The organism is Kordiimonas sp. (genome assembly GCF_965216265.1).
Classification (GTDB): domain Bacteria; phylum Pseudomonadota; class Alphaproteobacteria; order Sphingomonadales; family Kordiimonadaceae; genus Kordiimonas.
In genome coordinates, this window is sequence record NZ_OZ244153.1 from 177,106 (window position 1) to 189,670 (window position 12,565).

The 12,565-nt window shown below is 55.0% G+C and carries 9 protein-coding genes; 4 read left to right on the forward strand and 5 right to left on the reverse strand.

Annotated elements, in window-relative coordinates; all coding sequences use genetic code 11:
* Positions 1 to 48: 48 nt before the first annotated feature.
* A complete protein-coding gene (locus tag ACOOGA_RS00855; RefSeq protein ID WP_417460900.1) occupies positions 49 to 714 on the reverse strand; it encodes a TetR/AcrR family transcriptional regulator in 666 nt (221 codons plus the stop codon).
* A gap of 169 nt (positions 715 to 883) precedes the next feature.
* On the opposite strand from ACOOGA_RS00855, the gene ACOOGA_RS00860 reads away from it, so the two are divergent.
* The 3 genes from ACOOGA_RS00860 (at position 884) to ACOOGA_RS00870 (ending at position 5,648) form a co-directional block, all read left to right on the forward strand.
* Positions 884 to 3,142 (forward strand): TonB-dependent receptor, encoded by a 2,259-nt coding sequence (locus ACOOGA_RS00860; protein WP_417460901.1) that lies wholly within the window; start codon positions 884 to 886, stop codon positions 3,140 to 3,142.
* A gap of 114 nt (positions 3,143 to 3,256) precedes the next feature.
* Complete coding sequence (locus tag ACOOGA_RS00865; protein WP_417460902.1) at positions 3,257 to 4,780, forward strand: class I adenylate-forming enzyme family protein; 1,524 nt, start codon at positions 3,257 to 3,259, stop codon at positions 4,778 to 4,780.
* 4 nt (positions 4,781 to 4,784) lie between these two features.
* On the forward strand, positions 4,785 to 5,648 hold the full coding sequence (locus tag ACOOGA_RS00870) for an alpha/beta fold hydrolase (RefSeq protein ID WP_417460903.1): 864 nt from the start codon (positions 4,785 to 4,787) through the stop codon (positions 5,646 to 5,648).
* A 7-nt stretch (positions 5,649 to 5,655) separates the two neighbouring features.
* Here the strand turns inward: ACOOGA_RS00870 and ACOOGA_RS00875 are convergent, their stop codons facing one another.
* Together ACOOGA_RS00875 and ACOOGA_RS00880 are read right to left on the reverse strand one after the other, a co-directional pair.
* Entirely contained in the window at positions 5,656 to 6,156 is a 501-nt protein-coding gene (locus ACOOGA_RS00875) for an SRPBCC family protein (protein WP_417460904.1), read from the reverse strand.
* Positions 6,140 to 6,496: an ArsR/SmtB family transcription factor gene (locus tag ACOOGA_RS00880; RefSeq protein ID WP_417460905.1), complete on the reverse strand. Its 357-nt coding sequence runs from the start codon at positions 6,494 to 6,496 to the stop codon at positions 6,140 to 6,142. Before ACOOGA_RS00880 ends, ACOOGA_RS00875 begins: the two co-directional genes overlap by 17 nt.
* Positions 6,497 to 6,744: 248 nt before the next feature.
* Between ACOOGA_RS00880 and ACOOGA_RS00885 the strand changes: the two genes are divergently transcribed.
* Entirely contained in the window at positions 6,745 to 7,965 is a 1,221-nt protein-coding gene (locus ACOOGA_RS00885; RefSeq protein WP_417460906.1) for a threonine ammonia-lyase, read from the forward strand.
* A gap of 242 nt (positions 7,966 to 8,207) precedes the next feature.
* Here ACOOGA_RS00885 and ACOOGA_RS00890 read toward each other — a convergent pair whose 3' ends face one another.
* Positions 8,208 to 11,312, reverse strand: coding sequence for an efflux RND transporter permease subunit (locus ACOOGA_RS00890; protein ID WP_417460907.1), 3,105 nt, complete (start codon positions 11,310 to 11,312; stop codon positions 8,208 to 8,210).
* Positions 11,309 to 12,400 carry an efflux RND transporter periplasmic adaptor subunit gene (locus tag ACOOGA_RS00895; RefSeq protein WP_417460908.1) on the reverse strand — a complete coding sequence of 364 codons (1,092 nt, stop codon included), beginning with the start codon at positions 12,398 to 12,400 and terminating at the stop codon, positions 11,309 to 11,311. Before ACOOGA_RS00895 ends, ACOOGA_RS00890 begins: the two co-directional genes overlap by 4 nt.
* Positions 12,401 to 12,565 lie beyond the last annotated feature (165 nt).

A 12,565-nucleotide genomic window follows, 5' to 3' on the forward strand; every position in this document is an offset into this window, starting at 1 on the left:
GCTGCGGCTTATAAGTGCCGCAGTTGTTCGTTCAAAATTCAACTGTGGTTATTCCTTGGTGCCCGGCACGCAAAGCTGCCTGAAACCCGCCGATACAAATGGCACCATGCGCTCATAGGCGCCCACCATATCTTCAGATTTGGCGATGCCGTCCGAGAGCTGATCAATCCGGCCCGTGTGCGCAAATGTCAGCGTCAGCGCGCCGGAGAGAAAATGATAGCTCCAGTAAAGGTTGGCGGGGTCTGCGTCTGGTAGCGCTTTTTTAAGCGCATCCATAAATTTGCGCACAAGCGGATCAAAATATTTGGTCATCAACGGCCCGCCCCACTCGGGGGAGCTGTTCACCTGGGCCACCAGTTCAAAATAGTGCCGCCAGCCTTCGTCTTCCTGATATCCGTGCGCCAGAAGGGGTTTGAGGAACGCGTCGATAATTGCCTCCACGGTCGGACCTGCTTCGCCTGCTTCCAACTGGCATTTCTCTAGCGCTTCAAGCCGGGTGCCGTTCAAAACTTCCGCCCGGCGCAGCAGCACTGCATCAAAAAGCCCGCGTTTATTGCCAAAGTGATAACTGGCGAGCGCGAGATCTACCGACGCACCGTCCGCCACCATACGCATGGACACACCGTCAAAGCCATGTTTGGCAAACAGCGCTTCCGCCGCATCCAATATTCTGTCTTTGCGTTTCAGTCGCTTGCCCGTTGTGGTTTTTGCCACGTGTCCTCCCCTCCATTTCCTCCACTAATAGCCCAAGCTTGTCGTCCGCGTAAACGTAAACCATGCATTTTTCAATGATCGTTGAATTTTTTGTTTGACATTTCAACGATTGTTGAATTTTAATGCAGGCAAGGTCGATAAAACTACTCACAACCCTGGGGAGGGAAACATGAGACTATCAAACGCACTGCGCGTGGCTTTACTTGGCTGCGCTTGTTCCACAGCAGTCGCTGTGTCGCTTCCGGCCATGGCTCAGGACAACACTGAAACCATGATGAGCCTTGAGGAAATCCAGGTAACGGCACGTCGCCGCACCGAAAGCCTGCAGGATGTTCCTATCGCCGTAACCGCATTTTCTGCTGATGCCCTTGCGCTTCGTGGTGCGGCGGACATCACGGAGCTTGCGCAAATGGCGCCCAGCGTGACGCTTGAGCCTTCACGCGCCACCAACTCCACCCTCACCGCCTTCATCCGCGGCGTGGGGCAGCAAGACCCCCTCGCCGGGTTTGAGCAAGGCGTGGCACTTTACCTTGATGATGTTTACATGGCGCGCCCACAGGGTGCTCTGCTGGATATCTATGATGTGGAGCGAGTGGAAATTCTGCGCGGGCCACAGGGTACACTTTATGGCCGTAACGCCCTTGGCGGTGCGATCAAATATGTCACCAAACGCCTGAGCGACGAGCCTGAGTTTGGCCTCAAGCTCTCCTACGGCAGCTACAACCAGATCGATGCTGTTGCCAAAGGGTCTGTACCAATCAGCGACAAGGTCCGCGTTGGCGCCACGGTCGCTTCCCTGAACCGGGACGGCTTTGGCGAAAACCTCACCACAGGCGCAGAGCACTATAACAAGCAGATCCTTGCGGCACGCGCCAGCATCGAGTTCCTGCCAAGCGATAGCCTGTTTATCCGCATCTCCGGTGATTATACGGATGACGACTCGAACGCTGTTTCGGGCTACCGCCCCTATGCCGGTGCCTTCAGCGGCACACCGGTGACCGACAGTGTTTATGACACCTACGCCGGGGCCAGCGAGAATGTTTCAACAGGCGGCATCAACGGCAACAACGAAGTCACTGCAAAAGGCCTTCAGGCGGCAATTGAGTGGAACGCCAGTGATGCCATCACCCTCAAATCCATCACGGCTTACCGTGAGGATTATACGGAATCGGTAATCGACTTCGACAGCTTGGCCATTGACGATATGGACGCACCGGTTATCTATGACAACCAGCAGTTCAGCCAGGAATTGCAGCTTCTGTATACGGGCGACAAGCTCGCGGCGGTTTTCGGCTTCTATTATCTGGATTCAAAAGCCGCCAACGACTTTGACGTGGTACTCGGCCAGCTTGGTCGTATTGCCTACGGCTCCACGCTCGTGGCTTATACCGGCGGCACTGTTGATACCAAAGCCTGGTCCTTGTTCGCTGATGTCACTTATGACTTCACGGAAGAATTCTCGCTCTCGCTTGGTGGCCGCTACACGAGCGACAAACGGTCTGCTGATATCTTCCGCGGCAACTACCTCGGCGACGGGTCGCCCTTCTTTGGCAATGATGACGCAATCTTCCTTGGCGCGTCCAGCGATTTTGAAAATGAGCGTACGTTCAACAACTTCTCGCCGCGTATCGCGCTTGATTATAAGTTGAATGACGACACTACCATCTACGCTGGCTTCAGCCGGGGTTTCAAGGCTGGCAGCTTTGACCCGCGCGGCGCCAACTTCTCATCACCAGAGGTGGTGGACGGTTATGAGCCTGAAAAACTCGACAGCTATGAAGCTGGTGTGAAAGCCACATGGTGGGATGGGCGTGCCCGCACAAATATTGCTGTGTTTTACAGCAGCTACAAAGACATGCAGATCCCCGGCTCCCTGCCTATCGACACAGACGGTGACGGGGTAAACGACGGTTTTGTCGGCACGGTAACCAACGCAGGTAAAGCGGAGATCAAAGGCGTCGAGTTTGAAGGCCAGTTCCTGCTAACCGAAGCCCTGACGCTGCAAACCACCTTCAACGTGCTGGATGCGGAGATCACCGAATGGCTGTTGAACGGTGTGAACGTGGCAGACGACCGCGCGGTGCAGAACACGCCTGAGTTCATGTCATATGTTGGCTTGACCTATATGACAGAGATGGCTGGCGGCACCTTGAGCCTGAACGGTAACTGGTCCCACAAAGGGTCCATCGTCCAGTTTGAAGTCGCGGTGCCCGAGATTGATCAGGACGCCTACAGCCTCTTTAACGCCAGCATTGTCTGGACCGCTGAAGACGGACGCTGGTCCCTTGGTCTGCACGGTAAAAACCTTGGTAATAAAGAGTATAAAACTGCGGGTTATAACTTCCCGACCCTCGGTCTTGAGAACAACATCACCACATTCTATGGTCCACCACGTACGGTGACCGCAACACTCGGCGTTAAGTTTTAACCCCAGGTAAACGGGGCCGGAGTGAAAGGTCACCTCCGGCCCCGTTCTGCCAACAGTTTATATGCCGCTGCGCCGATGCAGCACCTTTGCAATTGTTAGAAGTGAGAAAGTCAAATGGCTGCATTTGATACAAGCGCTCCCCTTCTGCCCGAAATCCTGTCCTTGCACGGCAAATGGAAGGCAGGCAAAGCCGCCCTTATCTGCGGCAGGGAGATTATCACCTGGGCAGAGTTTGAAGCGCGCACCAACCGGCTTGCCAATGCCCTGCGTGCACAAGGCCTTGGCCGTGGCAAAACCATCGGTGTAGTCATGAGCAATGGCACCGCCATGGTCGAAGCGCTGATCGCGATCATCAAATCAGGCGCTTGCTCGGTACCGATCAACCTTTCGGTGACCGACGAAGCGCTTGGCGCCATGCTGCGTGATGCCGATGTTTCTGCCGTTATCACCACAGATGACCAGAAACGCCGCATTGACGATTACCTCAAAGCCTCACCTGCCCTTTTTGTGCTTGATGCGGCGGAGATCGAAGCGTTCACAGGCGGCGCGAGCGACACGCTGCCTGACGCTGGCATCAAGGCGGATGACCCGCTCAATATCATCTACAGCTCCGGCACCACAGGCATGCCGAAGGGCATCCTGCACACACATTCCGGGCGGCGCGACTGGGCCTATGACCTTACGCTCGCGCTCAGGTATCACTCTGCCGCGAAAACCCTGTTCAGCATCGGGCTCTATTCCAACATCAGCTGGGTCGGCATGCTGTGCACCCTGCTCTCGGGCGGCACTATGGTGGTTACGCCCAAGTTTGATGCGCGCGACGCCCTTAGCCTGATTGAAAAACACAGCATCAGCCATTTTGCCATGGTGCCGATCCAGTATCAGCGCCTGATGGAAGTGCCGGACCAGGCCGATTTTGACCTCTCAAGCATTGAGGCCGTGATGAGCTGCGGCTCCCCCCTGCATGCGGACCTCAAATCCGCGCTGTTTGAACGGCTGGGCCCCAAGGCGGTGATCGAGTTGTTTGGCCTGACCGAAGGCGTGATCACGACGCTGGACCCCGAGGAAGCCGAAGGCCGCATGGCATCTGTCGGTAAACCGCTTGTGGGCACGGACATCAAAATCATCGGGGATGATGACAAGGAAGTCACCCCCGGCCAGTCGGGCGAGATTGTCGGCTGCGGACGTATCGTCATGCCCGGCTACCTGAACCGGCCGGACGCAACGCTAGAAGCCACATGGGTGGACAATACTGGCAAGGCATGGCTCCGGACCGGCGATATTGGACAACTGGATGATGAGGGCTACCTCTATATCGTGGACCGCAAGAAGGACATGATCCTCTCTGGTGGGCAAAATATCTATCCGCAGGATATCGAGGCGGTGTTGATAACCCACAAGGATGTGAACGATGTTGCCGTTATCGGCGTGGCAAGCGAACAATGGGGCGAAACCCCGGTCGCGGTGATCGTGCCTGAGACGAAAAGCGTTATTGATGAGAAGGCCCTGATAGACTGGGCGAACAAAAAGCTCGGCAAACAACAGCGCATATCCGGCGTTATTTTATGCGAGGCCCTGCCCCGCAACGCCAACGGCAAGATATTGAAGCGTGAGCTGAGGGAAATTTACGGGGGTTAGCCGCATGGCCGAGTATAAAGACTGTTTTTTCACCAACACAGACGGCCTGAAGCAGCACTATAGGGACTATAATACCGCAGGCGACGATGCCCCTGTTGTGCTGTGCATGCCTGGCCTGACCCGCAATCCTAAAGATTTCAGCGATATCGCCGATCATCTGGCTGACCGCTGCCGTATCATTGCCATTGCCAACCGCGGACGCGGTAAATCCGACTATGACCCTGACCCAAGCCGGTACAAGCCTGTCACCTATGTGGCAGACGTAATGGAACTCTTGGGTCAGCTTGGCATCAGCAGCGTTGTCGCCATTGGCACATCGCTTGGCGGGCTGATGACAATTCTCATTCAGGCGCTGCATCCGGGTACGCTCAAGGCTGCTGTTATCAATGATATCGGGCCAGAAGTAGACCCATCCGGCATCGCACGGATCAAAAGTTATGTGGGCAAGGGCACACCGCCTGAAAGCTGGGCTGAGGCCGTTGAGGGCGTGAAACGCGCAAACGCTGGTGTGTACCCTGATTTCACGGAAGAAGACTGGCGCTGGTATACCCATAACCTCTATGAAGATGTGGGCGGCAAACCAGTGATGCAATATGACCCCGCCATCAGCCAGAACTTTGAAAGCGCGGACGACCAGTCAGCCCCGGACCTGTGGCCCTTCTTTACTGCCATGCATTCTATCCCCACCGTTGTGCTGCGGGGCGAGCTTTCAGATATCCTCTCCGCGCCCACGCTCAAGCGCATGGCCAATGAGCACCCGGACCTCGTGCCCGTGACCGTGCCCAACCTCGGGCACGTGCCGCTTATGCGTGAGCCTGAGTGCAAGGCTGCGATTGATACGCTCATCGCGCGGGTTTCCCAAGGCTGATATTGCTTTAGCGTGCGACTTTCGCAACATGGCGCGCCAGCTTATCCAGCGTTTGCCCGCCATATTCAACAGCGCCAAAGCCGATAGCCCCTTCCCGTTGCTCCTTGGAAGGATGCATCTGGCGGAGTGTGACCACGGTCTTGCCGTTGCTTTGCTCGTCAAAGGTAACCAGCATTCTGAAGCGACCGGGGTCATCATCCTGATCTGTACCGTGCTCAACCTCAATAAATGCCGGTGCTTCAAGGCTGAGGAAAACCATACGGTTGCTGTATCGCATGCCGTCAGTGGTGACCATGTCAAATCGCCACCTGCCCCCTTGTGTGAGGTTAATCTCGTGGGTTTCGATCTCCATGCCTTCCGGCCCGAACCACTGTTGTATCTGCTCAGGGTCGCTCCAGGCCGCATAAACAATATCCCTGGGGGCATCGATCAACCTGCTCAACACAATCTCACGGTCAAGAGGCCAGGATTGCCACGGAGAACCGGCATTATTACTTGCTTCGCTCATCGTCTAGTTTCTTTCTTTTCATACGTTCAATGTGCCGTTCCATGCGGTCAAGGCGCTCTTCCCAGGCCATGATATGCTGGTTGATCCACGCTTTGGTCGCATGAAGGGCATTTGGCTCAATCTTGCAGGTTCGAACGCGCCCAATCTTTTCCGTGCTGACAAGCCCGCTCTCTTCCAATATGCGCACATGCTTCAAAAGCGACGGAAGCGCCATCTCGAACGGTTCTGAAAGCTCGGTGACGGATTGTGGCCCTTCGCATAAACGACTGACGATCGCCCGTCTGGTCGGGTCTGCGAGGGCGGAAAAAGCACCATCCAAATCTGTTGAAAACTTAGCCATATGTGAAACTATTATCGTATTCACGGCATCCGTCAAGAAATACTTTCACAAACGGCTAAGTTTTTATGTTCGCATATCACAACCGTATCCGCGCCTGAACTCCCCTACCCGGTTCACAGATTGGTCTATCGATACAAGGATACCGCCGATTTTCAGGCCTTTAGCCTAACAAAATTCACCTTTTTATGGACACTCAAACCTGTCTGTGGCAAAGGTGCAGGCCGTATTTTTATTTCAAGGAGTGACTTGTGAGTGAACAATTATTGCCGATATCGGCACAAGATGTTTACGATGCTGAAATAGCCATCCGGGGTAGCGTTAAGCGGACACCGATGGAAAAATCGCGCACACTCTCTGAAATTACCGGCGCCGAGTGCTGGTTGAAGTTTGAAATTTTCCAGTTTACTGCGGCTTATAAAGAGCGTGGAGCGCTCAACAAACTACTCTCGCTCCCCAAGAACACCAAAGGCGTGATCGCAGCCTCCGCTGGCAACCACGCGCAGGGTATCAGCTATCATGCTGGGCGCCTTGGCATCCCAGCCACTATCGTGATGCCTGAGGGCACGCCTTTCAACAAGGTTAAACGCACGGAAGAGCTGGGCGCGCGGGTTGTGCTGACGGGCGCAAACTTTGAAGCTGCCACCCAAGCCGCTTATGACCTTGCGGACCGTGAGAACCTCACCTTCATTCACCCGTTTGATGATCCGCTGGTGATGGCAGGCCAAGGCACCGTTGGCCTTGAAATGCTTGCGGATGTGCCTGACCTGGACACGCTTGTGGTGCCTATTGGCGGCGGCGGGCTGGTATCAGGCATTGCGACTATCGCGAAGCATATCAACCCGAAAATCCGCATCGTAGGGGTGCAGACCGAAGCTTTCCCGGCCATGAAGGAAAAGATGGACGGCACATCGCTGCGCGGCAACAATATCTCCATCGCGGAAGGCATTGCGGTCAATAAGCCCGGCAAACGCACGCAGGATGTGGTGCGCTCGCTGGTCGATGCCATTGTGACCGTGCCAGAGCGGCATATCGAAGCCGCCATTGTTTCCATCATGGAAATTGAAAAAGTGGTGGTTGAGGGCGCGGGCGGCATTGGCCTTGCAGCTGTGATGCATCATCCGGAGCTGTTCCGTGGCCACAAGGTAGGCATCGTGCTTTCAGGCGGCAATATCGACAGCCGGTTGCTGGCCAGCGCTATCATGCGCGGCATGGCCCGCGACGGCAGGCTGGCGCGCCTGCGTATCACCATGATGGACCAGCCGGGTGCCCTCGCCCTCGTGACCGAGGTTGTGGCCCAGATTGGCGCCAACATTATAGAGATGCGCCACCAGCGCGAGTTTGGCGCGCTGTCGCTCAAGCAAACCGAGATGGAACTGGTGATCGAAGCCAAAGACCGTGACCATGCACAAGCGCTTGTTGATGCGCTCGAGGAAGCAGGCTTCAAGGTCGATTACGCCAAAACGGTTTAGCTGTCTTTCAGGTTTTGCGGGTTTCGCCACACCCTCCATGTGTGGCGTTTTCCAGTTAACCCAACCCTGACAAGGTGTTACGTGCCAAATAGGCACTCAAAACGCCGCCACACCCACGCCTCACATACGCCGCACTTTCGCGCACACTTTTCATCAAAGTGTGGCGTAAATTCAGCCCCAAAATGAGACAAGGCGGCAGATATTCACCTGCCGCCTTGCCTGATTTTTGAGGGTGTTTTTGCTTATTCCGCCGGTATGCCCTTGGCTTCCTTGTCCTCAAATTCCTTGAGCTTTGAAGCAACATGGCCCGGTGATTTGGTATATTTCGCGAACATGTCGAAGAATACCGGCACGATGAAAAGCGTGAAGAAGGTCGCGATAATAACGCCCCCAAACACAGTCACACCAATGGTTTGACGGCTTGCTGAACCCGCACCGGACGCCAGCATGAGCGGCACTGCACCCATCGCTGTCGAGAGCCCTGTCATCATGATCGGACGCAAGCGAAGCGTTGACGCTTCTATCAGCGCTTCACGAATTGGCTTGCCTTCATCCCGCAACTGGTTCGCGAATTCCACGATCAGAATACCGTTCTTCGCGGCCAGGCCGATCAGCATGATAAGGCCAAGCTGGCTATATATATTGAGCGTACTTCCAGCCCAGTATAGCCCCAGAAGGCCGCCCAGAACCGCCAGTGGAACCGTGAGCATGATAATGAACGGGTGTATGAAACTCTCAAACTGAGCCGCCAAAATCAGGAACACAACAGCGAGTGCCAGCGCGAAGATGAAATAGATATCATCGCCCGCTTCTTTGTACTCGCGGGTAGCGCCCTTATAGTCGATCGTGGTGACATCAGGGATCACCTCACGCACCATTTCTTCCATATATTCAGTGACTTCGCCGATGGTATAGCCCGGCGCCATATTGCCTGAAACCGTGAGCGCCCGCACACGATTGAAGCGGCGCAGGTCGCCTGCACCAGACACTTCTTCCACATCCACAAGGTTTGTGAGCGGGATAAGCGCGCCGGTACGCCCCGAGGCAACATAGATGTTTTCCATATCCAGAGGCTGCTGCCTGTCAGACTTCCGTGCCTGCAGGATCACATCATATTCTTCACCGTCGCTCACGAAGGTTGTAACCCGCCTTCCGCCCATCATGGTCTCAAGCGTACGGCCGATTTCACGGATGGAAACGCCCATATCCGCTGCGCGGGCACGGTCGATCCTAACATTGAACTGTGGCTGGGTTTCCTCGTAATCTGTATCAACGTTCACAAGGCCCGGGTAGTTGGCAAGCTCATCCAGCACAATCTGTTTGAACCGGCCAAGGTCGTCATAGGTGGACCCACCAATCACAAACTGGAAGCTTTCCGAGCTGCCACCCCGGCGGGAAAGGCCTGATGTTTCAATGGGGATAGCCTGAACGCCCGGCACATTGTTGATCAGCTTGGGGCGAAGTTCCTCCAGAATTTCAGTCGAGCTACGCTCGCGTTCATCCCAAGGTGTGAGGATGATAAAACCCCAACCGCCACCACCGTCAACCCGGAGAAGGAAACGGGTCAGCTCACCTGTATCGAGAAGTGGCAACACCTGCTCTTCAATCTTGAGTGCCTGCTCCACCATAAACTCATGGCTTGCACCTTCCGGCCCTTTAACCCGCATGAACAGGCCGCCACGGTCTTCTATTGGTGCAAGCTCGGTCGGGATGCGAGACTGCACGCCTGCGATAAAGACAAAACACGTTAAAAAACAAAGCGTAACGATCATTTTGTTGGCAAGGCAAATGTTCAATAGCCGGGCGTAACCAGACTGAATGCGCTTGAAAACACGGTCCAACATTTGGGCGAATTTTGGCTTCTTGTTCCGGCGCCGCACAAGGATGGAACACATCATCGGGCTAAGCGTCAGCGCAACAAAGCTAGAGAACACAACGGCTGCCGTCATGGTAATCGCGAGCTCACCAAACAAACGGCCCACATTACCCGTCAGGAACATGATCGGTACAAACACACCAATTAGCACCAGTGTGGTGGCAATCACCGCGAAGCCAACCTGGCTCGCACCCCGGTAGGCGGCCAACAGGCCGGGCTCACCCTCTTCCACGCGGCGGTAGATGTTCTCTAACACAACAATCGCATCATCCACCACAAGCCCGATGGCCATAACAAGGCCGAGCAGTGTGATCAGGTTGATGGATACACCGGCAAGGTTCAGCACCCAGAAACTCGCAATAATACAAACCGGCACGGTAACTGCGGGAACGAGTACCGTTTTGATGTTGCCAAGGAATAGATAGAGCACCAGAACCACAAGGCCCATAGCCACGGCCAGCGTGAAGTAAACCTCGTCAATCGCCTTATCGATAAACACAGAGCTATCGTAGGCAACCATAAGCTCCATGCTTTCCGGTAATGTCTCCCGGATACGTTCTGCTTCAGCTTTCGCGGCTTTTGCAACTGCCAGCGTATTCCCTGTCGACTGTTTCACGACGCCAAGGCCGATAACCGGAATACCGTTCCCCCGGAAGGTACGCTCGTCTCGTTCTGAGCCCAGCTCAACCTCGGCAATATCGCCAAGGCGCACAAAACCATCGTCTGTACCCTCTTTGATCACCATGGTGGCAAAGTCTTCAGGGCGGGAGTATTCCCGGTTCAGCCGCACGATTGTGTCGCGCTTGATGCTTTGGATCTTGCCTGCTGGCAGCTCCACGTTTTCTGCGCGCATCACCGCTTCAATGTCTGACACCGTCACACCGCGCGCGGCCATTGCCTGCCGGTCGAGGTGGATACGGATAGCGTAACGTTTCTGCCCGCCGATACTGACGCCGGAAACACCATCGACAACAGATAGGCGGTCAACGATGTTGCGTTCCGCATAATCGGTAAGCTGCAGAATATCCATCACAGGGCTGGTGAGGTTGAACCACAGGATTGGCCGTGTATCGTTGTCTGCCTTTGATATCTCAGGCGGTTCGACCTCTTCCGGCAGGTTGTTCAAAACACGGCTAACGCGGTCTCGCACGTCATTTGCCGCAGCGTCAATATCTCGACTGAGCATAAACTCAACGTTGATGCTGGACCGACCGTCATTGCTGGTCGATTCGATGGTTTTGATGCCCGGAACGCCGGCAATCGCACTTTCGATAATCTGTGTAACCCGCGTCTCAACAACAGCCGCGTTCGCACCGGGATAATTTGTCCGTACACCCACGACCGGTGGGTCAACGTCCGGCAATTCCCGCACGGAGAGCTGCTGGAAGGATATCAAACCAAAGGCGATCAACAGCAAACTGACAACAACGGCAAAAACCGGCCGTTTTACCGAAACATCCGAAAGGATCATGATGCATCTCCCGCCGCAGCATCTGCTGCCATATCCCGCACTTTCATGCCTTGCCTGCCAAGGCGCAACGTACCCTCAACGACCACACGGTCACCTACCGAAAGACCCTCTGTAACCTCCACATAACCCGGGCGCCTGAGCCCGAGCTGCACTTCTCGACGTTCGGTCGTGTCACCATCCATCACAAAAACAAAATGTCGGCCAGCGGTCGGCACAACGGCTTGTTCCGGCACCGCAACAGCTTCCCAAGCGCGGCTCAAAACCTCAACTCGCATGAGAAGACCCGGCCGTAATGCGTTGTCTTCATTTAGAACTTCTGCGCGAACGATCACTGATCGTGTGACGGGGTCCACACGGCTATCAATGGTCCTCACGATCCCTGTGAACAGCCGGTCCGGGTACGCCGACACACGTGCCTCGACGGTCTGCCCGGGGTTGAGCGTAGAGATAAAACGCTCAGGTACGGAGAAATCAAGTTTGATAAGGTCGATCGCATCAATTGTCGTGATAGGCGCATTTGAGGAAAGCAACGTTCCTTCGCTCACCTGCCTGAGCCCCAACATGCCGTCAAAGGGCGCTACAACCCTCTGGTCTTCCAGCCTCGCACGGGCCGCTTGTAGGCGAAAACGCGCTTCATCGAGACGGCGTTGCTCTGTATCAAGCGCTGCGGTCGATGCATTGCCCTGATTGACCAGATTTTTGATCCGCTCAAAGCTACGCTCTGCCTCTTTGAAATTAGCTTCAGCTTCACGAAGCTGCGCGATTTCCTCATCATCTTCCAGCTTGATGAGAATGTCGCCTTTTTTGACAATCTGACCATCCTCAAACAGCACGCTGCGTACTGTGTCAGACACGCGCGCCGTAAGCGTAACAGACTCCCTCGCCCGCGCTGTTCCAAGAGCCTCGACAACATCGGCAAAACGCCGCGTATCAACTTCCTGGCTCACCACTGTAACGGCGCGATCACCACGCATACCGCGGTCAGCGTCTGCACCGTCATCCAATATTAGCCAGCCAGAGATGCCCACCAAAACTACAAAAATTACTACCAGCACCAAACGGCCAGAATTCATACCACCCTCGTTCATCTCGACCCCTAAAACACTTTACCTAAACACTATACAGACCCAGAGACGCAAACCCTTCGAAAAAAAGAGTAGGTGCCTCTGGTTACGTAAATCTTTGCCGTCTGGTTTGCCCCAAGCTTCACCAAGATAGCCGATATCGGATGCAACAATACGATCAGCAGCGTT